Origin of the sequence: Tunturiibacter gelidiferens, from assembly GCF_051013345.1 — a bacterium.
In the GTDB taxonomy this organism is placed as follows: Bacteria; Acidobacteriota; Terriglobia; order Terriglobales; family Acidobacteriaceae; genus Edaphobacter; species Edaphobacter gelidiferens_A.
Genome location: NZ_CP132939.1, coordinates 1326139 through 1349981 on the forward strand (window position 1 = coordinate 1326139; position 23843 = coordinate 1349981).

Genomic DNA, 23843 nt, shown 5'->3' on the forward strand with positions numbered 1-23843 from the left:
ATTTTTTAGCGGCGGTTCATTCCGAGGAGGCTTAGGAAGAAGCTTCCGAAGATGGCTTCGACGCCGAGCATGAAACAGGTTGCCGAGGGCAAGGTGAGTCGAAGCATGCGCTGTGGAGAGAGGTTGCCGAATCCTGCGCCGTGCCAGATGTGGATGGCGTAACCGAGGATTCCCAGGCCGACAAGCAAGAGAGCGGCGCCGAACAAGAGGCCAACCTCAAGATTGATGTAATTGAAGATGCGCTCGAACTTCGGATTGGGCGGCAGGAAGCCCTCCTGCGTGCCGAAGACGCGCGCGCTGACGGCGAATACGGAGATGTGGGCTCCGATGAGAACCAGGCCGAGAGCGTAGGTGAGGGTGTCGACATCGAAGGTCCAGCGACCCACCGTCTGGGGGCCGGGGATGAGCCAGAGCGAGAGAAGAACGCCCACGAAGAAGGTGACGACGCCGGGGATCAGGAAGAGCCAACGGGGACTGAAGAGGAGGAGGAAGCGCAGGTGACGCCAGCCGTCGCGCCAGGAGCGAAGGTGGGGCGGGCGACTGCGGCCGTCGGGCGAGAGCGTGGTGGGGACTTCGGTCATGCGAAGGCCGGCGAGGGACGACTTTACGACCATCTCTGAGGCGAACTCCATGCCGGTGGTGCGGAGGTTGAGCGCGAGGATGGGATCGCGGCGGAAGGCGCGGAGGCCGCAGTGGAAGTCGCGGACGGGGATGCGGAAGAAGATGCGTCCGATGGAGGAGAGGACTGGGTTGCCGAGGTAGCGGTGGAGCGGGGGCATGGCTCCGGGTTCGATGGAGCCGGAGAAGCGGTTGCCCATGACGAGGTCGTAACCTTCGTCCAGTTTGGGGAGGAAGCGGGGAAGATGTTCGAAGTGATAGCTGGCGTCGGCGTCGGCCATCAGGATGTACTTGCCGCGGGCGGCTTCAACACCAGCGATGAGTGCTGCCCCGTAGCCACGGACCGGGACGTTGACGACGCGAGCACCTTCGTCGGTGGCGATCTTCTGGGAGCCGTCGGTACTGCCGTTGTCCGCGACGACGACTTCTCCGGCGACGTTGTTCTCGCGGAGAGCGGTGACCGCCTGGCGAACGCAGAAGGCTAGTGTCTCTGCTTCGTTGAGGCACGGCATAAGGATGGTTACGGTCAGATCGCTCATTGTTTGCATGCTACCAAAGTGATGGTGTGGGACTTGCGGGGTCAGGGGCGGGTGTCTTCTCTAGAATTTGTTGCGGGCAGGTTGAGGGGAAGAGCGTAAAAGGGGAGCTGTCCAGTTCGCGCCAGCCCGCGGAGATGGGATTGGTGCCGGTCATGAGGCCAGGGGTGAAGTAGCCGATGAGGACTTTGTCGCCTTGACGGCGTACGACGTCGATGGCCTCGGCGCGGTTGGGCATGGCGGCGAAGCTGGGGTAGAGAGGGACAGTGGGCTCGTAGATCTCAGTGAGGACGCGGACGCCAGCGAGCCGCGCCCAGTAGGGATCGTAGAGGCAGGCGGTCGTTCCAATGCAGGCGACGGTGTCGCCGGGGCCTATGCCGAGATCGTTTAGGGCGTGGGCCGCTCCGAAGATGTCGCGGTTATACCAGCCGACTGGCAGCCCGGCGAATGGGAGTTCGCGGCGGAGCTCTCCGACGGTTCGAGCGGATTCGCCGATAACTAGGAGTGCGAGAAGAACGACTGCCGCTGAGGCGGCGTTGCGGGTTGCGGCGGTCTGGACCGAAGAGGGGAAACGGAGTGCGGCGAAGAGGGGCAACAGGATCGCGAGAAGGCCGACGGTGATGTAGCGGTCTTCGATATTGACCATGCCGTAGATGCCGAGGATGCCGACGCCGAGGAGAAAAGGCGCTAGCCAGAAGGCATTGGCTGAGGGACTCCAGTCCTTTCGTAGGCGGCCTCCCAGGAGGAGCAGGACGAGGAGAAGAAGCCAGGCTTCGGGGTGATTCGCGATGTAGCGGATGATGCGCACGATGCATTGACCGATGACGACGATCTCAAGATGCGGATTCATGTGCGCCTTAACCTGATCGTTCCAGTAGGAGTTGTCGAACCAGTCGGGATAAGTGCCGTAGGGGAGCTCTTTGTAACTGAAGATACTGGGCGACTGCAGAAGCTGCGTTTCGGGATGCTTGAGATGGACATCGGATGCGCCGAAGAGAGAGGTCTGGTTAGGTTGGAGGTGCATCTTCTCGGTTCCGCTGATGAACCAGGCGTAGTTGAGGCTGCCGGAGTCGCCGAAGTCGAAGCGTCCTTTTTGTTTGGAGAGAGCGGCGATGAAGGGACCGGCAACAATGGTGAAACAGATGAGAGCGAGTGCGGCGGCGGCGGCGATGCGGGCAGGCTCGTGTCGTTGCCAGAAGGCGCGGAAGAGGATCAGCGCCAGGATGCAGAGGAGAGTGAAGAGGAAGGCAAACGATTTGGTGAGGTAGGCGAGGCCGAGGGCGATGCCCATGAGCGCGGCATAACGAAGATGGCTGGTGGCGAGATGTTTTAAGAGCGCGGCTACGCCTAGAAGCAGGAGGGCCTGAAGGAGCGCGTCCGGACGGACCTTGCCCATGCTGAGTTCGCGCTGGGTGGAGATGATCAGAAGGGCGACGCCGAGGTAGCGGAGGGTGTAGCGATCGAGAAGGAAAGGTGTCGCGGCTGATGTGGCTGCTTCGCGGAGCTCACGCAGTTGGACGAGCGCGTCGGTGAAGGCGACGATGGCCAACATCTCCAGGAGGAAGATGCTGAAGTTGACCATGTAGTAGGCGTGGAGCTCGTTGTAGCGATTGGAATGGAAGAGCGTGTGGCCGAGCGAGAGGGCGGCGGGGTAGAGGGGTTCCAGTAGCCGTTGATGACGGCGTGCCAGTTGTGGGCGCGGATGAGGTCGCCGATGTCCATGTAGGAGACCGCATCGCCGTCGATCTGGTAGGGATCGTAAAGGGCGTAGCCGAAGGTGACGAGAGCGGCGAGAAAGCAGTAGATGGGCCAGAGACGACGCAGCCAGTAGGGGAGACGGTTGGGCTCCGGCGTGGGGAGTGTCATGCGGTGGGGAGGTCCTCCGTGTACTGATCGATCTTTTTTATCATCGCAGAAGAGAGGAAAGAAGCTGTAAATCTTTTGTCCCGCCGGACGGGGCCGCTGCGCGCGGGGCGGTCACTTCGTGACTTGTATACTCCTTCGGTTGGCCCTCCCGCTGGTCGGGAGATGGCGCTTGTTTGCTGCAAAGGGAAGGGCGCCAGCTTTCGTTGGCGCCCTCTGTTATTTCAAATTGTGATGGTTGAAGTTACATGTCTTTGACGCCGTCGACGAAGGCCTTCAGCTTGCGGCTGCGGCTTGGGTGGCGGAGCTTGCGGAGCGCCTTGGCCTCTATCTGGCGGATGCGCTCGCGAGTTACCTGGAAGGATTGGCCGACCTCTTCGAGGGTGTGCTCGGAGCCGTCTTCGAGGCCGAAGCGCATCTTGATCACACGCTCTTCGCGCGGGGTCAGGGTACGGAGGACCTGCGAGGTGTACTCCTTCAGGTTGACGCTGATGACGGCGTCAGCCGGGGAGACGGCCATACGGTCTTCGATGAAGTCTCCGAGGTGCGAGTCTTCCTCTTCTCCGATGGGGGTCTCGAGGGAGATGGGCTCCTGGGCGATCTTGAGGACCTTGCGGACCTTGGCGACCGGGATGTCCATGCGGCGGGCGATTTCTTCGGATGAGGCTTCTCGACCAAGTTCCTGCACGAGCTGACGGCTGGTGCGGATGAGCTTGTTGATGGTCTCGATCATGTGCACCGGGATGCGGATGGTGCGGGCCTGGTCTGCGATGGCGCGGGTGATGGCCTGACGGATCCACCAGGTGGCGTAGGTCGAGAATTTGTAACCGCGACGGTACTCGAACTTGTCGACGGCCTTCATGAGGCCGATGTTGCCCTCCTGGATTAGGTCGAGGAACTGGAGACCGCGGTTGGTGTACTTCTTCGCGATGGAGACGACGAGGCGAAGGTTTGCCTCGATGAGCTCACGCTTGGCGCGCTCGGCGTCCATGTCGCCCTGGATCATCTCGCGCTGCGTGCGTTTGAGATCGACGAGCGAGATGCCGGCGTCAGCTTCGACACGCTCCAGGTCGGTGCGGCAGTTCTTCTGCTGGCGGCGGTACTCTTTGCGCAGCTCTTCGGACTTCGAGGCTTCGTGCTTGGTCTCGAGGGTCTTGATCTGGCGCTCGAGGGTGCGCATGGCGTCAACGGTCTTGTTGACCTTGTCCAGGAGGCGCTTCTTCTCGCCGTTGGTGTACTTCAGCTCGCGAACGATGCGGTTGATGTAAACGTGCTCGCGGCCGATGAGCCAACGGGTCTTGCGGGTCTCTTTGGCCTTGGCCTTGGCGTCTTTGCCTGCGGGCGCTTCGAGTTTTTCTTCGAGGCCATGGAGCTTCTTCTGGTGCTTGACGATGACGTCGATGCGGCCGGCAGTGGCGCGGACGCGGGCCTGCAGGATCTCTTCGGTGAGCTCTTCTTCGTCGAAGGTGACGACTTCCTTGATGTTGCGGACGCCGCGACGGAGGTCTTCGCCGAGGCCGACGATCTCGCGAATAACAATGGGCGAGCGCGAGATGGCCTTCATGACGCGGAGCTGGCCACGCTCGATGCGCTTGGCGATCTCGACTTCGCCCTCGCGGGTGAGCAGGGGAACGGTGCCCATCTCGCGGAGATACATGCGGACGGGGTCGTTGGTCTTCTCGAGGGTTCCAGGCGAGAGGTCGAGCTCTACGTCGTCGGACTCTTCGCCGGCTTCGGGCTCGTATTTGTCGCGGCCACTGGCGCGTTCTTCCCCGGAGAGGACGTCGATGCCCTGGGTGTTGATGGTGGTGAGAAGGTCATCGAGGTCGTCGGGGGTGGTGATATCGCCTGGGAGGAGGTCGTTGACCTCGCCGTAGGTGAGATATCCCTTTTCTTTCCCTGTGTCGATGAGCTTGTCTATATCGTCTTCGTACTTGTCAATTTCTTCAGCCACGGCTGTGCGCACTCCTGCGAAAGATTCTGATAATTGGGATGCCGCTGGTGAAGATTGTGGTATTCAGGCGGACATGTCCCTTGGTTGTAACGTAATCGGCAGGGAGCAGATTGCGGTTTAGACCGCGTTGGCAAGCCCGGTGACCCTATAGAGGGTCTGGGCATTCGAAGGCACACGTCCCCAGCGAATCACAGGATACCACAATATTTAGACGCTTTCCGAGGAAAAAAGATTCGGGGCAGCGTCGCGAAGTGGCTCGCCTCGGACGCCGTTCTGGTGGCGGGGACAGCGTCGTAAGTAGATGTCTTTGCCAGCGGAGCCGTAGTCGTGGTGACAGTGGCTGCAACGTAAGTGGTAGATGGTCTGGCCGGGGAAGGATTCTGCGGGAAATCCGGTGCGGGAGATGACGATCTGGCCGTGTTTGTTCTTGTATCCGGGGGTGGTGCTCTGAAATGTGCTCATTTTTTTGCATGGCGTGGTGTGTTTGATGAATAAGGGGTTAGTTCGTGATCGCTAACGACTGTAAGCCGAACGGAGCGCTTCCCAGGTGTAAGTTCAGCTTTCGAAGCCCGGTTTTGAGCGGCGGATCCTGGCTACCAGGGACGCAGGGCGGAGGGAGGATGGGTAGTGGAGCATGCTCGCCAGGAAGGCGGGCAGGGTATCGTGGGCGATGCGCAGGCAGGCAGGTACGACGTAAAGATTCATGACGATCTCTGAGATCAGGAGTGAGGCGGCTGCTCCATAGAGGCCGTAGGCTCGCGCCAGGACGTAGCAGAGAACGCAGGCGACACTGGTGCCGAGGATGTAATAGGTGGCGAGCCGCTGGTGCTGATTGGTGGAGGTCATTAGAGTCCCGCTGGTGGACCACAGCGCGTAGAGCACGACAACGGCGAGAAGGATGCTGAGGAGGGGGCGGCTGGGCGGGACGTGGCCACCGGTCCAATGAACCAGAAACCATGGGCCGAAGCCAAGCATGACGATAACGAGGATCAGGGCTACGAGAAGGGCCAACTGGCAGGCGCGGCGGAGCAGAGTTCGAGTGAGTTCGTAGTTTCGGGCTCCGAAGGCGATCGACATCTCCGGTTCGAAGGTGTTGTTGACCATTTGGACCATCTGCAGGGCGACCCGCGAGACAGTGCGGGCGGTGCTGAAGATGACGACGTCGGTGGGCCCGAGAGCGTATCCGACGGCGAGCAGGCTGCCTTGGAGGCTGAGGGCATTGCCAAGGGGAATCCCATGTAGGCGAAGGCCGGTCGGGCGAGTTTGCGAATCTCGGCGAAGCTGGCGTGCTGCCAACCATATTCGATCCAGGGGATATCGCGGCGGACGAGAATGCAGAAAAAATGGTGATGGCGACGTTGACCGAGGCAAAGACCAACGCTGTCGTGCGTGCGCCTGCGCCCAGTGTGACTGAAGCGATCATGCAGCCAAAGGCGAAGAGGGAGAACATGTTTTTGAGGAAGGTGCCGTAGGGATAGCGGCCGATGGCTCGGTAGGCAGATTGCAGGAGTTGTTCTAATTGCCCGAGCAGGACGGATACGCCTAGATAAAAGATGATCCATTTGGTATCGGACTCACCCAGCGTGGTGAGCTTGAGGAGGCGGGAGGCCGGAAGATAGTAGAGGGTTCCGGAGAGCAGTACGATTGTCGCTGTGCAGATGATGGCGATAAGCCACCAACAGCTCTGGAAGACGCGGAGAGCGGCAGCACGGTCATCGCGGGCCACCAGCATCGTCATCTCATTGCCCGCGACAGAGCCGAAGCCCACATTGCTGAAGCTGAGATAGGCGGGGATGGAGTTGACGATCATCCATTCGCCGTAGAGGGGACGCTCCAGAAGTGGAGGAAGACCGGGATCTGGACGAACTGAATCACGGTAGAGGAGAGTTTCCCCACCCAGTTGGTCAAGAAGCCGAGCATCAGCCTTCGCTTTGTAGAGATGTCCATACTCATACGTGAGATTTGTTTCCTAGATGTTTCCTAGGGCAAGTCTACTTTCTTATAACCCGCTGGTTTGGATGTTCCTGAGAACTCTACGAAGGAAGGTTTTAGTGCTCGCGCAGTTTCCGATCAATTTGAAGCTTTTCTGCAGTGAGCTTAGTCAGCATCTCATGGTCACCACGACGAATTGCTTCCGACATCAAAATTCGCAGCTCCCTCTGACGGCGTTCCATCTGGCGATGCTCCAACGTATGTAACGAATGCTCAACTTGTTCAAGCAAGGGTATTTTTTGACTCCTGAGAATATCCAAGCGTCGGTTCCATCGGTTCTATCAAGGCCGCCGCTAGCAACGTCTTGCTCTGCGCGTCCGGCGCCGCGTCCAACGGATTGCCAGATATAGATACATCGCAAAGAGCTTCAAAGAGAGATGCGCAAAGCAACCCTTCATACCATTGCGGATGTTGAGAGAGTTGCTCTGCAGCCAAAAGTCTAGCGGGATCGCTAGATGGTTGAACAAGTGCTGTTAGTAGCACTCTCTCATCCTCGTCTAGCTTATGGTTTTGCACACTCCGGACACTCTCAATCCGGTGAGTGGCTGCCTGTTTGAGCTCCTGGCGAAGGAGGGCGGAGTCGATGCCGAGTTTTTGTGCAGCATCCGCAGCGAACTCGTCGCGTTGTATTCGGTTGGGCATGCGGCGGATGTGAGGAAGAAGAAAATTAAGGGCTTTGACTTTAGCGTCTGCCGTACGGGGAGGAAACTGTTCGCGGGCGCGGTCGATGAGGTAGTCGGAGTGGCGCTTCGCATTGCGCAGGGCCGCCATGTACTGCTGGACGCCTTGCTCGCGGATGTAGCGGTCGGGGTCGAGGCCGCCTTCGAGGGTGACGATCTTTACTTCGAAGTCCTCTTCGGTGAGGAGGGCAATGGATTTTTCCGTCGCGGTGGTGCCGGCGGTGTCGGGGTCGAAGTTGACGATGACACGTTTGGTGAAGCGGCTGAGCAGTCGAATCTGCATCTCGGTGAAGGCAGTGCCGGAAGTGGCGATGACGCCTTTGATTCCGGCCATGTAGACGGAGATGCAGTCCATCTGGCCCTCGACCAGCAGCGCGAATCCGAGGGCGCGGATGTCGGCTTTGGCTTTGTCGAGATTGAAGAGGACCTGGCCTTTGCTGTAGAGCGCGGTTTCGGGGGAGTTGAGATACTTTGCGATGGGACGGCCCTTTTCGTCTTCGGCGTCGAGGGCGCGGGCGGTGAAGGCGATGGTTTTGCCTTGTTCATTGGCGATGGGGAAGGTGATGCGCTTGCGGAAGCGGGCGTAGAGCTGGCCCTGACTGCCATCGTTTTGTTCTTTGGCGCTGAAGAGGCCGCTGGTGCGGAGGACTTCGTCATTGAAGTGCTTCGCTAGCTGCTCGCGCATGTGATTGAAGTCGTCGGGGGCGTAGCCGATGCGGAACTTGGCGATGGTCTCGGCCGTGACGCCGCGTCCGGTGAGGTATTCGCGGGCGCGAGCGGCTTCGGGAGCTTTGAGTGCGGCTTCAAAATACTGCGTGGCGGCTTCGTGGATGTCGATGAGTTGGCGACGAATGCCGGCTTCGCGGGCCTCTTCGGGAGAGCTGAATTCGCGCTTCGGCAGAGGGATTCCGCACTTGGTGGCTACGACGCGAATGGCCTCAGGGAAGCTGATGTTTTCGAGCTTCATGACGAAGGTGAAGACGTCGCCTTTTTCGTGGCAGCCGAAGCAGTAGAAGTAGTTGTGGGTGGCGTTGACGGAGAAGGAACCTGTCTTTTCTTTGTGAAAGGGGCAGAGGCCGGTGTAGTTCTGAGCGCCGGATTTCCGCAGCTTGATGTAGTCGCCGATGATGCGGACGATGTCTGCCTGCTGCTTGACGGTTTGTGCGAAGTTGTCGGACATGGGTGGTGCGCGGGTGGATAAATTGACGTCGCGGGAGTCGGTGGGAGTTTTTGGTACCTGTTTATGAGTTTAGCCGGAGAATTTTTTTGGTCGTGGTGCGGCCTGGACTTTAGCGATTTTGCGTGGGTTTTTTGAAGGGGTTGGGACAGATTGACGTGTTTGACCATAGTTTTTTGATGGTCACAACGTGGTGTGCTGCATGGTGGACGTGGAAAAAAGCGGTGCACTTTTGAGATCGAAAAAATGCGTCATGAATTCGAACTTTATTTTTCCTCTCCTGTTTTAGGCAGAGCTTGGCGCCTGGGTACAACGATTGAGGGATATCTTCGTGAATTAGCATGGGCCTACGGTACATGTGCGGAACTTCCGTCGAAGGCATGTGTTTGTACGGTGGGTAGAGAGCGAATAGCCAGCTGAGATCTTTGGCTATTCAACAACTTGAGTGCCCCGGCCAAGGTGCCGTGAGGCCAACCAAAGGATGGATGTATGAGATTGACGAATTTAGTCCGTAAGTTTGTGGTGGGTGCGGCCCTTGCGCTTCTGCCTGCTGCTTCTTTTGCGGGAGTGTTCATTTCGGTGGGCTTTGCTCCGCCGGTGTTGCCGGTTTATACGCAGCCGATCTGCCCCGGCGATGGATATCTGTGGAATCCCGGCTATTGGGCGTATGGCGATGAGGGCTACTACTGGGTCCCGGGTGTGTGGGTTCGTCCGCCACAGGTTGGGCTTTTGTGGACGCCGGGCTACTGGGGATGGGGCGGTGGAGCTTACCTCTTCCACGCTGGTTATTGGGGACCGCATGTGGGCTTCTATGGCGGTGTGAACTATGGGTTCGGCTACGGCGGCGCCGGTTTTGGCGGCGGGCGTTGGGAGGGTGGCCACTTTGCGTATAACACCGCGGTCGTCAATGTGAATCGGACGGTGATCCACAACACGTACATCGATAACACGGTGATCAACCACACGACGATCAACAATCGCACGAGCTTCAACGGAGGGACCGGCGGCCTTCAGGCTCGTCCATCGTCACAGGAGGCTTCGTTCGCACGGGAGAACCATATTGCCGCGACTGCTGAGCAGCAGAACCACGTGCAGATGGCGCATGCGGATCGGAGTAATTTCGCTTCCGCGAACGGCGGCCATCCGCAATATGCAGCGGCCAGGACAACGAGTGAGTATCACGCGACCGTACAGCAGCGCGGCGGTTTCGGGCAACAGGGTGGTCAGCACACGCCTCAGCAGGCGGGTGCTCATGCGAATGCTGCACCACAGGAACATGCTCAGTATCAACAACAACAACAGCAGCATGCACAGGCCCAGGCACAGCAACAACAACAGCAGCATGCACAGGCACAGGCGCAGGCACAGCAACAACAACAGCAGCATGCGCAGGCACAGCAACAGCAACAGCAGCAGCAGCACGCGCAGGCACAGCAACAGCAACATGCGCAGGCTCAGCAACTGGAGCACGGACAGGCTCAGCCGCATGCCGAAGGTGGGCATGGTGGTGGCGAGCATGGTGGCGGCGGTCACGATCCGAAACGGTAGGTCGTAGCTGAAGTAGAAGGAGTGAGCCGGCGAGATTTCTTCGCCGGCCTTTTTGCTTCGCGCCTAGAATCGATTTGATGAAGAACGAGCGACAGTTGGATCGAGTTGTGGTGGTGTTGGTACGTGCGCGGAACCCGAATAACATTGGGGCGGTGGCGCGGGCTATGCATGATTTTGGATTTCGCCATCTGCGGATCGTGAATGAGTATGCGGTGCCGTTCGAGACTGCGCGGTCGGCGGTGGATGCTTCAGCGGTGTTGGCGGGGGCGGGGGTGTTTGCCGGCGTTGGCCAGGCGGTTGCGGATTGCACCCTGGTGGTGGGGACGACGGCGGTGGGCGAGCGGGTGCTGCAGCATTCGCTGCATGTGTTGCCGGATGCGGTAGAGAAGATGGGCCTGGAGCTGGCGGGCGAGGGACGAGTTGCGCTGCTGTTCGGTTCGGAGAAGACGGGGCTCAGCAACGATGAGTTGAGCCACTGTCATTGGCTGCTGACGATTCCGATGGAGGAGCAGGAGGAGATTCGGCATCCTTCGATGAATCTTGGGCAGGCGGTGGCGGTTTGTTTGTATGAGCTGGTGCGTGGGCGGGGTCCGGTCGCTGGGGGCGGTACGGATGCGGCGGCTGGTGCGGGTGAGGTGGAGCGGTTGATGGTGCTGTTGACTGAGGTGTTGGAGGCGACTGGATATACGAAGCGGCATCCTGCAAACTGCGATGAGGCTCAAGTGCGGCGGCTGGTTTTGAGGATGGGTTTGACGGCTGGTGATGCGCCGGTTTGGATGGGGATTTTGCGGCAGGTGTTGTGGAAGGTGCGCGGAAGTTGAGGTGCGGTGGGTACTGCAACCGCAGATCCCCTTCGGGGATGACAACAAAGAAGACAAGGCAACGGCAACAGGAATGCAAACGCTCTGCAACGAGAGAGGCAAAATCCAAAGGCAACCGCAGATCCCTACGGGATGACAACAAAAAGACAAGGCAACAGCAACAGCAACGGCAACAGCAGCTGCGACGGGTTGCAATTTCATATATCACCGGAGCGGGTAAGAACTGTAGACTAAGCGTCATTCGTACTCTTTGAAGGGCGCGAACGTCCGGAGGTCTTGAGCATGTTTTTGAAGACGCATTTGTTGGCTGGTGTTGTGTTGGGGTGCTGTTTTACGGCCAGTGGAATGGCGCAGGGGAGGCAGCTTACTACTGAAGACTATGCACGGGCTGAGAAGTTTATGGGGTACAACGTTAGCTCGCTGGTGTATCACGGCGTGGCTCGGCCGATGTGGATGGCGGATGGACGGTTCTGGTATCGCGACAATGGGCCGGATGGAATTACGTTTATGGTGGTCGATCCGGTGAAGAGGACGAAGACGCCGGCGTTCGATCAGAAGAAGCTGGCGGCGGCGCTGACGAGTGCGACGGACGGCAAGATGAAGGCGGACGCGCAGCACCTGGTGATCTCCGAGATTGAGTTTTCGGATGGAGATAAGACGGTTGTTGTAGGGAACGGCTCGCGGAAGTTTCGTTGTGATCTTAGTGGTGCGGGCGTTTGCACTGAAGCGGTTGAGCCGGGTGCGAAAGCGTCGGGTGGGGAGCAGGCGAACGGTGCGCAAAACAGGGGGCACGGAGAACTTTCGCCGGATAAGACCAAGGTCGCGTTTATTCGCGAGTGGAATCTTTGGGTGCGCGATGCGGCAACAGGTAAAGAGACGCAACTGACGACTGATGGCGTGAAGGACTATGGGTATGCGACCGATAACGCCGGTTGGCAGATGAGCGATAACGCGATTTTAGTGTGGTCGCCTGATTCGAAGAAGATTGCTACTTTCCAACAGGACCAGCGGAAGACGGGCGAGATGTATATGGTTCCTGTGACGAATGGACATCCGGAGCTGAAGGCGTGGAAGTATCCGCTGGTGGGCGACAAGGATGTGACGATGATTGAGCGGGTGATCATTGATGTGGATGCAGCATCAGGCGGCCTGAGGGTGATTCGGATTAAGATGCCGCCGGATCAGCACCGGTCTACTTTGTGCGATGACATCAGCTGCCGCGGTGGGAGCGGGTGGGACGACGTGCAGTGGAGCGCGGATGGCAAGACCCTGGCCTTTGTTTCTACGTCTCGCGATCATAAGCAGGAATGGATGCGGATTGCGGATGCTTCGACGGGCGAGGTCCGCGAGGTGATGGGCGAGACCACGGCGAAGTTTTTTGAGAGCGGCAATGACAAGGTGAACTGGAAGTATCTGTCGAAGGCGAATGAGCTGCTCTGGTTCAGCGAAAGAGATGGCTGGGGGCAGATGTATCTGTATGACACGAACACGGGCAAGCTGAAGAATCAGATCACGCGTGGCGATGGGAATGTGACGCAGGTGCTGCGGGTGGATGAGACGGCGCGGAAGGTCTACTTTCTTGGTGTGGGGAAGGAGGCGGGGCGCGATCCTTATTTTTCGCACTTCTACAGCGTGGGGTTTGACGGGAAGGGGATAAAGCTGCTGACGCCGGAAAATGAGGATCATGCGGTGACGGTGTCGCAGGATGGGCGGTACTTTGTCGATGTGTACTCGACCGCTGTGCAGCCGCAGACGGCGGTGGTGCGGGATGAGAGCGGCAGGGTTGTGGTCGATGTGGCGAAGCAGGATATCAGTAAGCTGGTGGCTTCTGGATGGGCGCCACCGGTTCCGATTACGGTGAAGGCGCGGGATGGGAAGACGGACTTGTACGGTTACATGTTCAAGCCGACGAACTTCGATGCGTCGAAGAAGTATCCGATTGTGAACAGTGTTTATCCGGGGCCGCAGACGGGTTCGTGCGGTGGGCGCGGGTTTGCGGCGGCGCATCGTGATTGGCAGTCGCTGGCGGAGCTTGGGTTTGTGGTGGTGTGTGTCGACGGAATGGGGACGCCGTTCCGGTCGAAGGCGTTTCATGAGTTTTACTTCGGCGACCTGGGAGACAACACGATTCCGGATCAGGTGGCGGGGATGAAGGAGTTGGCGGCGAAGTATCCGTGGATCGATATTGATAAGGCGGGGATGTATGGTCACTCGGGCGGTGGAAATGCCACGGCGGCGGCGATGTTTCATTATCCGGAGTTCTTCAAGGTGGGGATTGCGGAGAGTGGGAATCACGATCAACGCGACTATGAAGATGACTGGGCGGAGAAGTGGAACGGGCTGCTGGTGAAGAATGGCGATGGGACGACGAACTATGACAGCCAGGCGAATCAGAATGTGGCGAAGAATCTGAAGGGGAAACTGCTTCTGGCGCATGGTTCGATGGATAACAATGTGCCGCTGAATAACACGCTGCTGGTAGTGGACGCGCTGATCAGGGCGAATAAGGACTTTGATTTGCTGATCATTCCGAATGTGGCGCATGGGTATGGCGAGGCGACTCAGTATATGACGCGGCGGCGGTGGGATTATTTTGTGAAGAACCTTGCGGGGAATGTGCCGCCGCCTGAGTACGAGATGAAGTCGTACGCTGCGGCGATGGCGGCGATGCGGTCGGGGCCTGAGGATGCGGAGGATGATCAGTAAGGGTACCGAAAAATGCAAGTGGCCGGCGGAGTGATGTGCTCTGCCGGCCTATTCTTTGCGCGATTATTCGACGATCTTGCCGTCGTTGCTGGAGGTGGTGGTGGACTTGGCTGAGGAGACCTGCCAGCCGTTGCTGGTGTTGGTGAGGGTGGCCTGGGCGTTCTGGGGGGCTGCGAGTTCTGTCTGGAGTTGCGGGTAGGCGTTTTGAGTTTCGGCGGTGGTGGCCCAGGCGGCTGCGTCGGGGACGTTGTAGTGGTAGGTGACCTGAGTGGTGGCGCCGGGGTCGCTTGTGGTGGGAGTCGAGCTGTCGATGCTGGAGACTTTACGGTGGCCGTAGCAGAAGTTTCCGTAGCCGGGTTGAGTGGTGTCGGCGGTCCAGGCGGCGCGGCCCTTGTCGGAGAGATCGTAGTTGTTGACCTGCTTGCTGGCGATGATGAGGACCTTCTTTTCGGCGGTGGTGCGGACGAGGAGGCCCTGATCGACGAGGGCGTCGTAGTTGGAGGTTTTGCTGTTGTTGGAGGTGTCGGCCTGGACGGGGAATTTGACCGGCTCGGACCAGAGGCAGGCGGGGTGGGCGGAGTAGTAGGTGTTGATGGCGCTGGTGAAGTTGATGGTGTTGTCGGATTTTTTGTTGCAGCCAGTGGCGAGTAGGGCTGCTGCGGTGCAGAGTGCGGCGGTGCGGAGGGTGGTGCGGATGGCGTAGGTGAGCATTTGAAATCTCCTGTCTTTTTTCTGCAATTGGGTGGGATGCAGGAGAGCTGCGCCGGGTCATCGCGAGAATTGGTTGCTTGCGATCGGTGAAATAATTGTTTATCCGCATCGAACTAAGCGTAGTAGCGGGAGGGCTTCCCCCATCAAACCTTTTGCTTGCGCTTGAGAGGCCCAAGGCTGAGTCCTTGTAGTACCCGGCAGGCAACTGCAACGGCAAAGACTAAATACGGGGGTTTCCGTGGGCGAACCACGGTGAGACCTTAATTCGCTTCGGTCGAAATAACGAGTGCCGAGTGGGGCGAGGCAACCGCAGATCCCTACGGGATGACAAGCAAAAGAGCAGGCAACGGCAACTGCAACTGCAACGGCAAACGCGAAGGCGAGATGCGAGAGTTCGACTTTAGTCTAGCTGCGAGTTCAGCGAAGTTTATAGCCAGCCTTTAGTGCGGGCGATGCGGGCGGCGTCGACGCGGTTGGAGGCGCCGAGCTTGGCGATGGCTTCGGAGAGGTAGTTGCGGACGGTGCCTTCGGAGAGGTGAAGTTCGTTGGCGATTTCGGTGCTGCTGCGGCCGTCGCCGGCACGTTGGAGGATCTGACGCTCGCGGTCGGTGAGGGGTCGAGCTCGGCGTTCCAGGCCTCGGCGGCGAGGGCCGGGTCGACGACGCGCATGCCCCGGTGGACGCGGCGGACGGCGTCGGCAAGTTCTTTGGCGGGGCGGTCCTTGAGGAGATAGCCGCGGGCTCCGGCGTCGAGGGCGCGGCGGAGGTAGCCGGGACGGGCGAAGGTGGTGAGGATGATGGTGCGGATGTTGGGTTGGCTGGTGCGCAGGTTTGCGGCCAGTTCGAGACCGGTCATGTGAGGCATCTCGATGTCGGTGACGAGGACGTCTGGTTTCAGGCGACCGACGGCTTCGAAGGCGTCGCGGCCGTTGGCGGTGGTGGCGACAACGGAGATGTCGGCCTCGAGCTCGAGGAGCGCGGAGAGGGCGCCCAGCACCATGGCCTGATCTTCGGCGAGAACGACGCGTATGGAGGGGCTCATACGACCACGCAGGGCGCACTGACCGTGGCGGGGGTGATTGCGGGAGCTCGATGAGGAGAGAGACGCCGGGGTTGGTCGTGATGGAGAGGCGTCCGCCGAGGGACTGGACGCGCTCGCGCATGCCGCGGAGTCCGTTGCCCTCGCAGAGTTTGGGGTGGGTACCGTTGTCGGTGATGAGGAGAGAGTGATAGCCGTCTTCAGATCGCGTGAAGCGGATGCTGCAGTGTGTGGCCTGGGCGTGGCGCACGATGTTGGTGACGGCTTCGCGGACGGCGAGACAGAGCACGGTCTCTTCGGTTGCGTTGAGTTGAGGCACGGGTGACTCGCAGGCCAGGGCGACGCCTGCGGCCTGTAGGGTGTTGCGGGCTTGCTCCATCTCGGCGGTGAGGCCGCGGGAACGGTAGCCGCCGATGGCTTCGCGAACTTCGGTGAGGGCTGTGCGTGCGGTTCGTTCTACGTCGGCCATCTCCCTGGCAGCGCGCTGGGGGTCAAGTTCGACGAGGCGGCCGGCGAGTTCGGATTTCAGGACGATGACCGAGAGGGTGTGGCCGAGGACGTCGTGGAGGTCGCGCGCGATGCGCTCTCGTTCGGCTACGGCGGCGAGCTGTTCGATCTCATCCTGAGCTCTAATCAGCTTGATGTCGGCGCGTTTCTGCCTGGCGATGAATGTGTTGCTCACCGTCACGATACCCATGAGGAAGATGGTGAGGGTGAGACCAATGAGGTTGACGTGCAGGAGCAAACCAGCTACCAGAAAGCCGAGCATCTGAGTCAGGAGGACGGCGATGAGAACTGTCTCCGAGGCAACGACGAAGGGAAGAAAGGCGGCGCTGTAGACGAAGAAACAGGAGGAGCCTGTGTTGATCGGGTAGCCGATCATGCCGAGGAGATAAAAGGCTCCCAGCAGAACGTAACGCTGGTTGAGGGAACGGGCCTTCATGTAGTGGATGTAGATGGCGAGGAAGACCGCGTAGAGGATGGCGGACTGGACCCAGAGGTGACGATTGTGGCTCAGGATGGGATCAATAAAGAAGAAGCCCGAATAGGCGAGCCAGATGTAGCCGGAGCCTCTCTGGGTGCCGATGTGCAGGCCGTCCATCGTTCTTTGTGGTCTATCGCTCATCTTCGTCCGTTGCTGGTCTGTTTTAGCCTGCGGCCGCGTGTCAGTTTGCAAAATCGCCGATGGCTGTTGGGTGTTTGGGTTGATAGAGGCCGAGCGCGCCTCCTCCGGGAAGGCGGATGCTGACGATAGAACCCCACCTCTCTTCGTGCACTTCCGAACATTGGACAGCTTTGTTTGCGAGTGCTGAGATCTCGGCACTGAGATCGTTACACATGAGATAGAGTTCGTGTCGGCCATTCGCTTCGGCTGGATGAATGGCGACCTCTGCGGGAGGCAACGCGAAGATGAGCCATCCATGGCCGGCGTCCACTGAGGCGAGCCCCAGGACGTCGCGCAGGAAGGCGCGGTCGGCGGCTGCATCCGTGCTGTATAAGACTACGTGTGCGCCAAAGATCATCGGGGGTACCTTCTTTTCATTGCATTGATTTTTTCCCATCATGCACTCGGCGGGAAGGCTCATCGACGTATCGTCCGATGCCGAAAGTGTATCGCTTTACGCGCTATGCGTTCTGTTCCTTTCGGTGGAAGAGGAGGCGGCTGATTCCCAGCATCAAGAGGGTAAAGCCGATGAGTGCGTTCCAGTGGGTGGTGAGGGACATCGAGTCTCCGTAGTGGAAGATGCTGAGCATGAGCTGGGAGAGATGGTAGGTCGGTAGAAGTGGCGCTATGCCCTGCAGCCAGTGGGGCATGAACTTGATGGGAACCCAGAGACCACTGAGGAAGGACATGGGGAGGTAGATGAGATTGATGATGCCGGGTGCGGCATTTGCGGGGACCAGGAGTGCGATGAGGAGGCCCATGCTGGCGAAGCTGATGGAACCGACGGCGGTCATGCCGAGCATCTTGAACAGTTCGGCGGCGGAGAGGTGTACGTCTCCGAAGGAGGTTCCGACGATGGTAAGGATGGTGACGATGATGAGGCCGAAGGCAACGGCGGAGGCGCACTTGGCGAAGAGATAAGCCGAGACAGGCATGGGGCTTGCGCGTTTGAGTTCGAGCCAGCCGGCGGCTAGATCGGAGGCGAGGCCGACGCCTATGCCGAAGAGCGCGGCACCGATAAGGCCGAAGCAGGCGTAGCCGGCCAGCATATATTTTGCGAGGTGTATGCCGCCTTCGTAGGTGTGGCGGTTGGCGACGCCGAAGAGGACATAGAACATGATCGGGAAGCCGATGGTTGCGAGAGAGAAGGAGCGGGTGCGGATGAGTTTTACGAACTCGTACTTCGCTTCTTTGCGAAAGATGCGAATGGTGCGGGCGGAGTTCGTTGGTGCTGGAAGGATGATGGCGGAGGTGGACATGATGTTCTCCTTGGCGATCTGTTCTGGTTGCGGCCTAAGTTCGAAGAGCAAGAGCTGGATAGAGTCTGCGTCGTCATCAGCTTCTTGTTAGAGCGAGGAAGGCGTCTTCGAGAGCGGGGCTCGCGATCTCCAGGCCGCTGAGGGTTTCGTCGCGCAGCAGCATCTCGCGAACTACGTTCTCTGCGTTGACGGCTGTGACGATGGTCGTCTCTCCGTTGCGCTCGACGCTGGTTACGCTGGGGAGAGCTTGCAGGAGTTCGCTTGAGAGAGTTGTGTGGCAGCGGATGCGGCGTCCGCCGCTGTTGCGTTTGATTTGGGCTGGGGTGCCTTCGCAGATGACGCGGCCTTTGTTGATGACGATGATTCGGTCGGCGAGAGCGTCGGCTTCTTCGAGATAGTGCGTGGTGAGGAGGACTGTTTTTCCGAGAGCGGCGAGGACGCGGATCTCTGCCCAGAGGCCGCGGCGGGCTTCGATGTCCATGCCGACGGTGGGCTCGTCGAGGAAGATGAGGTCCGGGTTGCCGCAGAGGGCGAGGGCGAAGAGGACACGTTGCTTCTGGCCGCCGCTGAGTTGGCCGAAGAGGCGGTCTTCGATGCCCTGGAGCTGGGCGATTCGGAGGATGTCCGGGATAGGCAGAGGGTTGGGGTAGTAGCTGCGGAAGAGGTCGAGGTGCTCGCGGACCTTGAGCATCTCGGTGATGCGTGAGACCTGCAGCATAGCTCCGACGCGGGTGCGGGTGGCGGCTTCGCGGGGATCGCTGCCGAAGACGCGGGTGCTGCCGGAGGTGGGGGCGATGAGGCCGAGGAGAAGTTTGATGGCGGTGGATTTGCCTGCGCCGTTGGGGCCGAGTAGAGCGACGATCTCGCCTGGGCGGAGGGCGAGATTGAGGCGGTCCAACGCGAAGGTGGGGGTCGAGATGCTGCCGTAGCGCTTGGTGACGCCGGTGAGGGTGGCGATCGGCTGTTTCGACGCGATCTGAGGGCCGATGGACGGCGGCGTTTCGGTCTCGTAAGCGATGGAGGTCAAGGGCATGATCGGTCTCCTGTTTGGTTTACAGGATGATGATGCGATGGTCTGCGCGGCGGCAGTAGTGTGGGACGTCAGGAGTTGTGGGTGACAGATGTCATGTCCCCTGGTGGCGAGGGGGATGTCTGAACTGCTTGTTCGCGGAGGGTGCGAATTGCGTTTGGCGAGGCGAACGGCTGTTTATCGGGGAGGAGAGTGTGTGGGACTTGAGGCTACTGACATTTTTGGGCGTGGGTGCGTGGTAGAAATTGGCGATGGAAGCCGTTACTGATCGTCCTGCGTGGAAGACCTTGTTGGCGTTCGCGATTATTTATTTTGTGTGGGGATCGACATTTCTTGCGATTCGCGTGGCGGTGCATGATATACCGCCTTTCCTCTGTGCGGCGATGCGGTTTGTGGTTGCGGGGCTTGTGCTCTTTGGGTGGATGCTTGCCAAAAGGAGAGCCTGCCGAATGTGCGGCAGTGGGGTTCGATATCGTTGATCGCGCTGTTGATCTTCGTGGTCGACTATGGGCTGTTGTTCTGGGCTGAGCAGCGCGTAGCTTCGGGAATCGCGGCTGTGATGATGGCTACGATCCCGGTGTTCATGGCGCTGTCTGAGATTGTGTTTCTGGGGACGCAGAGGCTTACGATTCGTCTGGCGTTTGCGCTGCTGATCGGGATAGGAGGGGTGGCTGTGCTGATGAGCCACTCTCTGAACCTTGGTGGGGCTGCGATCGAGACTAGGGGCGCGGTGGCTCTGATTGTGGGATCACTGAGTTGGTCGGTCGCTTCGGTGCTTTCGCGTGTGCTGCCGCTGCCGGAGTCGAAGGTGATGAGCTCGGGGGCGCAGATGCTGACCGGGGGATTGCTGCTTGCGGTTGTGGCGGCTGGGGTGGGGGAGTTTCGTAACTTTCATCCCGAAAGTGTTTCGCGTGGGGCCTGGTTCGCTTTGGCGTATCTGATTGTTGCCGGGTCGATCATTGGGTTTACGGCTTATGTGTGGCTGATTCATCATGAGTCGCCTACTAAGGTTGGGACTTACGCTTATGTGAATCCAGTGGTGGCGGTGGTGCTGGGATATTTTGTGGGTGGCGAAGGGCTTGGAATGCGGACTGTTTTGGGGACTGCGTTTGTTTTAGTTAGCGTGGTGTTGATCACTACGGCTAAGAAACAGGAGGGTTGACTGCGGCTGGTTAGGAGATTAAAGGCGTGCTGCGCGCACGGCGCGATCTGCCATCGAGGCTGACGCGCCTTCGGCGCCTTTTGTTTTGTGGATGAGCGAGGCTACATGTAGTCGACGCCGTACTGGACGGGGATTTGGGTGAAGGCTATGCGCGTGGGCGCGGACTCGCGGGCGGGAAGCATGCCGGCGAAGTGCAGCGTAGTGTGGCCGTACTTCAGGTTGAGCTTGTCCATGGTGGCGGAGAGATCAGCGCGGTTGTCGGGGTCGGCGAAGAGCTCGGGTTGATGCTCGTCTTCGGGGATGAGGTTGCGCAGGGTGACGCCGACGAAGAAAGGCTTGGTGAAGTCGGAGCCCTGGGGGCGCTGGGACCATACGCCGCGCAGGGCTTCGAGGAAGGTGAGGGTGTCCTGACACTCGCGGAAGCGGGCTTCCATGGCCCACCCGGAGTGCTTGATGCCGCTGGTGTGGCGCTTGGATTTAATGCGGGCGGTCTGCTCTTTTGTGAGGGCGAAGCGGATAGTGACGGTGAGGGAGTTGGTGTAGAACTTCTCCATTCGCAGGCGCATGGCGGCTTTGTGGAGGAGCTTGTGCGCGACGGCCCAGGAGCCTTCGTGCGAGCGGTGTTCGGGGCCGAGGACGTGGGAGTGGCCGAGGGATTTCTGAATGCCGGAGGAGACGGGGGCGCCGTCGTCGCCGGTGTCGGCGCCGCGGAGCCAGTGGTAGAGGCGGTCGCCCCAGACCGAGTCCCAGAGCTTGTGCATGCCGGTGCGGTCGAGGGCGAGAAGCTGCTCCATGGTGGTGATGCCCTTGGCGTTGAGGCGGAGTTCGGTGCGGGCGCCTACGCCGGGGAGATCGCGAAGTTCGAGGTGGGCGATGGCGCGGGGGAGTTGCGAGGGGAGGAGGCCGATGAGTCCGTCGGGCTTCTGCATGTCGCTGGCGATCTTGGCCAGGTAGCGGTTGGGGGCCATGCCGATGGAGCAGCGAAGAGCTTCGCCTACGTTCTTGTAGATGGACTGCTTGATCTCGAGGGCGATCTTGCGGGCGCGGGGTGGCTCCTGCTCGCGGCCGATGAGTTCGCAGACCATCTCGTCGATGGAGGGGGTGTGGGAGACGGGGCAGGCTAGCTCGACGGCTTTGGCAATCTCTTGGGAGTACTTCGCGTACTCGGTGTGGTTGCCGGCGATGAGGATGATGTCGGGGCAGATTCTTTTGGCTTCGCCTACCTGGGTTCCGGTTTTGATGCCGAGGGCTTTGGCCTCGTAGCTGGCGGCGATGCAGGAGGTGGTGTCGGCCATGGTGGGGACGACGGCGAGCGGACGGCCTCGATATTCGGGGTGGAGCTGCTGCTCGACCGACGCGAAGAAGCTGTTCAGGTCGATGTGGAGGAAGTGGAAGCGGTCGGGTTGGACGTGGGCGGACACGGCTCGTACTGAGGATTATATTCGCCTTTTATTTGCTTTTCGTTCTCAAGCCTGGACGATGGCGTAGGTGATGCCGAAGGGGTCGCTGAAGTTGAGGCAGTTCTGACTCTCACGGAGAATGACGCAGCCGTTTGCGACGAGGCCTGTCTTTACGATGCCGATGTCTTGAACGGTGAAGCTCGGAAGAGGAGGCCGCGTGTTGAGCGCCTGATCGACGCAGAGGCGGAAGAGACCGGTGTCGTATTCGAGGCGAGTTTCAGAGCGATTGACGAGGGTGAACTTCATCACGTTGGTGTAGAAGTTCTCGGCTGCCGTGATGTCCTTCAGATGGATGGCGACACAGTCGGATGACTTGGACATTCTGGGCACCCTCCCTTCGAATAGGATGTCGATGTAATCACTTCGGGATGGAAGCTGTCCAGTGTATTTCTCGATAGAAGGACTGCGCTGGCCGCTCGCTGCTAGAATTCCGTTCTATGGCAGCAGCTGAGTATCCGGTTCAAGTAGACGTCCCTGTGGCGAAGTCACTCAATCATCAACGCAAACTCGCAGAGCTTGCCGCACGGCACGCCATCGCCGAAGAGGGCGGGGGCGAGGAACGGCGCGAGCGTGAGCGGAGGTCGGGCAAGCTTTCGGCGAGGGAGCGGATTGAATTTCTGCTCGACGAGGGCACGTTTGAGGAGACGGACAAGTTCGTCACGCACCGGGCGACGGACTTTGGCATGGCCGAGCAGCGTGTGCCTGGGGATGGATTCATTACCGGCTACGGGCGGGTGCATGGACGGGTGGTGTTTGTATTTGCGCAGGACTTTACGGTGTTTGGCGGGTCGCTGTCGGAGGCGAATGCCGCGAAGATCGTGAAGATTATGGATATGGCGATGCGCGTGGGCGCGCCGGTGGTGGGACTGAATGACTCGGGTGGGGCGCGCATTCAGGAGGGCGTGGTTTCGCTGGCTGGGTATACGGATATCTTTCTGCGAAACACGCTGGCCAGTGGGGTGGTGCCGCAGATCTCGGCGATTCTGGGGCCTTGTGCGGGGGCGCGGTTTATTCGCCGGCGATTACTGACTTTACGGTGATGACGGAGAAGACCAGTTACATGTTCGTGACCGGGCCGGACGTGATCAAGACGGTGACGCACGAGGATGTGACCAAGGAGGCGCTTGGCGGTGCGGTGACGCACAACGAGATCTCCGGCGTGGCGCACTTTATGGCGCATGACGATCAGGAGTGCCTGGCAACGGTGCGCGAGCTATTGAGTTTTCTGCCGTCGAATAATCTCGACGATGCGCCGAGGAGGCCTACGCAGGATGATCCGGGGCGTGCGGATGCTGCGCTCGACACGATCATTCCTGAAGAGAGCAACCAGCCGTACGACATGGTGGATGTGATCTCGCGTGTGGTGGACGACGGCTACTTCTTTCAGGTGCACGAGCACTTTGCACGAAACATCGTGGTGGGTTTCGCGCGGATGGCCGGGCGGCCGGTGGGGATCGTTGCAAATCAGCCGGCGTTTCTTGCAGGCGTGCTGGATATCAACGCGAGTGTGAAGGGCGCAAGGTTTGTGCGGTTCTGCGATGCATTTAACATTCCGCTGATTACGTTTGAGGATGTGCCGGGATTCATGCCAGGGATTCAGCAGGAGCATGGCGGCATTATTCGTCATGGAGCGAAGCTGCTGTATGCGTTCGCAGAGGCGACGGTGCCGAAGCTTACGGTGATTACGCGCAAGGCCTACGGCGGAGCGTACTGCGTGATGAGCTCGAAGCATCTTCGTACGGATTTGAACCTGGCCTGGCCTACGGCGGAGATCGCGGTGATGGGGCCTGAGGGTGCGGTGAATATTGTCTACAAACGGGAGCTTGATTTGACTCTGCGGCGGGCCGAAGCGATGTGGCCGCAGGGGAAGACGTTTACGGAAGAGGAGAAGCTGGCGGTTCTCGCTGAGGCTCGAAAGGACAAGGTGGAGGAGTTTCGCGAGCGATTTGCGAATCCTTATGTAGCGGCGGAGCGAGGATACATTGATGCGGTGGTTCGGCCTAGTGAGACGCGGCGACGGTTGAACTCTGCGCTGGATATGTTGGCTACCAAGCGGGAGAAAAACCCTGCCAGGAAGCATGGCAATATCCCGCTGTAAATGGGCTGATTGTCCGATCCCCTCT

19 protein-coding genes and 4 pseudogenes are annotated in these 23843 nt (G+C 59.6%); 7 read left to right on the plus strand and 16 right to left on the minus strand.

Annotation, left to right across the window (positions count from 1 at the left end):
- Positions 1–5: 5 nt before the first annotated feature.
- The 5 genes from RBB80_RS06495 to RBB80_RS06515 form a co-directional block, all read right to left on the minus strand.
- Entirely contained in the window at positions 6–1157 is a 1152-nt protein-coding gene (locus RBB80_RS06495; RefSeq protein ID WP_433967425.1) for a glycosyltransferase family 2 protein, read from the minus strand.
- A gap of 10 nt (positions 1158–1167) precedes the next feature.
- Positions 1168–2706, minus strand: a complete 1539-nt coding sequence (locus RBB80_RS06500; protein ID WP_433967426.1) for a hypothetical protein — start codon at positions 2704–2706, stop codon at positions 1168–1170.
- Positions 2707–3261: 555 nt separating this feature from the next.
- Complete coding sequence (gene rpoD / locus RBB80_RS06505; protein WP_183790495.1) at positions 3262–4971, minus strand: RNA polymerase sigma factor RpoD; 1710 nt, start codon at positions 4969–4971, stop codon at positions 3262–3264.
- 207 nt (positions 4972–5178) lie between these two features.
- Complete coding sequence (locus tag RBB80_RS06510; protein ID WP_433967427.1) at positions 5179–5433, minus strand: hypothetical protein; 255 nt, start codon at positions 5431–5433, stop codon at positions 5179–5181.
- 93 nt (positions 5434–5526) lie between these two features.
- On the minus strand, positions 5527–6267 hold the full coding sequence (locus RBB80_RS06515) for a lipopolysaccharide biosynthesis protein (RefSeq protein WP_433967428.1): 741 nt from the start codon (positions 6265–6267) through the stop codon (positions 5527–5529).
- Between RBB80_RS06515 and RBB80_RS06520 the strand changes: the two genes are divergently transcribed.
- Positions 6258–6443 (plus strand): hypothetical protein, encoded by a 186-nt coding sequence (locus RBB80_RS06520; protein WP_433967429.1) that lies wholly within the window; start codon positions 6258–6260, stop codon positions 6441–6443. The genes RBB80_RS06515 and RBB80_RS06520 overlap by 10 nt on opposite strands.
- A 576-nt stretch (positions 6444–7019) precedes the next feature.
- Here the strand turns inward: RBB80_RS06520 and RBB80_RS06525 are convergent.
- Together RBB80_RS06525 and dnaG are read right to left on the minus strand one after the other, a co-directional pair.
- Positions 7020–7193, minus strand: coding sequence for a hypothetical protein (locus RBB80_RS06525; protein ID WP_433967430.1), 174 nt, complete (start codon positions 7191–7193; stop codon positions 7020–7022).
- The gene (gene dnaG, locus RBB80_RS06530) at positions 7186–8823 is read right to left on the minus strand and encodes a DNA primase (protein ID WP_433967431.1); all 1638 of its coding nucleotides are present in this window, start codon (positions 8821–8823) and stop codon (positions 7186–7188) included. The genes RBB80_RS06525 and dnaG overlap by 8 nt, the downstream gene beginning before the upstream one ends.
- 486 nt (positions 8824–9309) lie before the next feature.
- On the opposite strand from dnaG, the gene RBB80_RS06535 reads away from it, so the two are divergent.
- The 3 genes from RBB80_RS06535 (at position 9310) to RBB80_RS06545 (ending at position 13895) form a co-directional block, all read left to right on the plus strand.
- Positions 9310–10368, plus strand: coding sequence for a YXWGXW repeat-containing protein (locus RBB80_RS06535; protein WP_433967432.1), 1059 nt, complete (start codon positions 9310–9312; stop codon positions 10366–10368).
- A gap of 77 nt (positions 10369–10445) precedes the next feature.
- On the plus strand, positions 10446–11189 hold the full coding sequence (locus tag RBB80_RS06540) for an RNA methyltransferase (RefSeq protein ID WP_433967433.1): 744 nt from the start codon (positions 10446–10448) through the stop codon (positions 11187–11189).
- Positions 11190–11471: 282 nt separating this feature from the next.
- On the plus strand, positions 11472–13895 hold the full coding sequence (locus tag RBB80_RS06545; RefSeq protein WP_433967434.1) for a DPP IV N-terminal domain-containing protein: 2424 nt from the start codon (positions 11472–11474) through the stop codon (positions 13893–13895).
- Between the two features lie 63 nt (positions 13896–13958).
- Here the strand turns inward: RBB80_RS06545 and RBB80_RS06550 are convergent, their stop codons facing one another.
- The 7 genes and pseudogenes from RBB80_RS06550 to RBB80_RS06580 all read right to left on the minus strand — a co-directional run bounded on the left by RBB80_RS06550 (position 13959) and on the right by RBB80_RS06580 (position 19101).
- On the minus strand, positions 13959–14606 hold the full coding sequence (locus RBB80_RS06550; RefSeq protein ID WP_433967435.1) for a hypothetical protein: 648 nt from the start codon (positions 14604–14606) through the stop codon (positions 13959–13961).
- Between the two features lie 427 nt (positions 14607–15033).
- Positions 15034–15240 (minus strand): response regulator transcription factor, encoded by a 207-nt coding sequence (locus RBB80_RS06555; RefSeq protein ID WP_433969536.1) that lies wholly within the window; start codon positions 15238–15240, stop codon positions 15034–15036.
- Between the two features lie 110 nt (positions 15241–15350).
- Positions 15351–15647 (minus strand): annotated as a pseudogene (locus RBB80_RS06560) (response regulator); the annotation flags it as partial.
- Positions 15648–16095: 448 nt separating this feature from the next.
- A pseudogene (locus RBB80_RS06565) lies at positions 16096–16770 on the minus strand (sensor histidine kinase); the annotation flags it as partial.
- 40 nt (positions 16771–16810) lie between these two features.
- A complete protein-coding gene (locus RBB80_RS06570) occupies positions 16811–17230 on the minus strand; it encodes a VOC family protein (RefSeq protein ID WP_433967436.1) in 420 nt (139 codons plus the stop codon).
- A gap of 40 nt (positions 17231–17270) precedes the next feature.
- A complete protein-coding gene (locus RBB80_RS06575) occupies positions 17271–18068 on the minus strand; it encodes an ABC transporter permease (protein ID WP_433967437.1) in 798 nt (265 codons plus the stop codon).
- A 76-nt stretch (positions 18069–18144) separates the two neighbouring features.
- A complete protein-coding gene (locus tag RBB80_RS06580; RefSeq protein ID WP_433967438.1) occupies positions 18145–19101 on the minus strand; it encodes an ATP-binding cassette domain-containing protein in 957 nt (318 codons plus the stop codon).
- A 248-nt stretch (positions 19102–19349) separates the two neighbouring features.
- Here RBB80_RS06580 and RBB80_RS06585 point away from each other — a divergent pair.
- A pseudogene (locus tag RBB80_RS06585) lies at positions 19350–19720 on the plus strand (EamA family transporter); the annotation flags it as partial.
- Between the two features lie 57 nt (positions 19721–19777).
- On the plus strand, positions 19778–20260 hold the full coding sequence (locus RBB80_RS06590) for an EamA family transporter (RefSeq protein ID WP_433969538.1): 483 nt from the start codon (positions 19778–19780) through the stop codon (positions 20258–20260).
- 101 nt (positions 20261–20361) lie between these two features.
- Here RBB80_RS06590 and RBB80_RS06595 read toward each other — a convergent pair whose 3' ends face one another.
- Positions 20362–21681, minus strand: a complete 1320-nt coding sequence (locus RBB80_RS06595; RefSeq protein ID WP_433967439.1) for a DNA polymerase thumb domain-containing protein — start codon at positions 21679–21681, stop codon at positions 20362–20364.
- 45 nt (positions 21682–21726) lie between these two features.
- Positions 21727–22041, minus strand: coding sequence for a VOC family protein (locus RBB80_RS06600; protein WP_433967440.1), 315 nt, complete (start codon positions 22039–22041; stop codon positions 21727–21729).
- A gap of 116 nt (positions 22042–22157) precedes the next feature.
- Here RBB80_RS06600 and RBB80_RS06605 point away from each other — a divergent pair.
- A pseudogene (locus RBB80_RS06605) lies at positions 22158–23818 on the plus strand (acyl-CoA carboxylase subunit beta).
- Positions 23819–23843 lie beyond the last annotated feature (25 nt).